The 809-nt window shown below is 34.4% G+C and carries 1 protein-coding gene; it reads left to right on the top strand.

Annotated elements, in window-relative coordinates; genetic code table 11:
- Nucleotides 1-809: ATP-binding protein (locus I3255_RS14110; RefSeq protein WP_238039381.1), on the top strand; the 809-nt coding region annotated here is incomplete at both ends.

The raw sequence follows: 809 nt of genomic DNA, 5'->3' as shown, positions 1-809 counted from the left end.
AGAGTTCTTAATATTTTATCAATGCTCCATAGTCCAAAACTAAGAAATGATGGACTTTTACTTATTGATGAAATTGATGTGTTATTGCATGGAGCTGCGTTCACACGATTAATTGAAAGAATTATATCGCGCTCAAAACAGAATAAAATTGAGGTAGTATTCTCAACTCATAGAGAAACCATTACTGATTTTAAAGAAGAAATAAATATTATCGGTATTTTTAATACGGGTAATGGTGTGCTTCCTATGCCCCACTCAAATCCCCAAATTATGAGTCAACTCGCAGGAAAAATGGAAAAGCCACTTCAAATTTGTGTAGAAGACGAGTTAGCAGAGGAAATCGTTTTAAATTACCTCTACAGTAGACATCTTCATGCCTATGTTGAAGTAGTAAAATTTGGAGCTTATACAAATGCATTTGCACTACTTGCAGGGAAAAAGCTCATGGGAATGGATATTCATAATACAATTTGTGTATTAGACGGTGATGTATGTCGAATAGATAAAGAAAGAGAAACTGAATGTAAACGACATCTCAACGGTAATGATAAAACCAGTGACCGTATTGGTATATTAGAACAGATAAAAGAATTCAAAATTAAATACTTTGCACCTCAAGGCCAAAAAGGTACTCCTGAATATAACTTAAAAAAAATATTTGAAGAAAGCCAAACATCTGAATCACGATTACAAGAATTACAATCAGCATCTCGAGGAATTCTCGATCTTTCTGATTGGCATGATTACTTCGATAAAATCGTAGAGTCTTCCGGCCAACGGCAAGCAAGAGCAAAAGTCTTGGAGTTCTT

The sequence above is a fragment of the Psychrobacter sp. Ps6 genome (genome assembly GCF_022129235.1).
Taxonomy (GTDB): domain Bacteria; phylum Pseudomonadota; class Gammaproteobacteria; order Pseudomonadales; family Moraxellaceae; genus Psychrobacter.
This window is presented reverse-complemented; position numbering and strand designations above follow the sequence as displayed.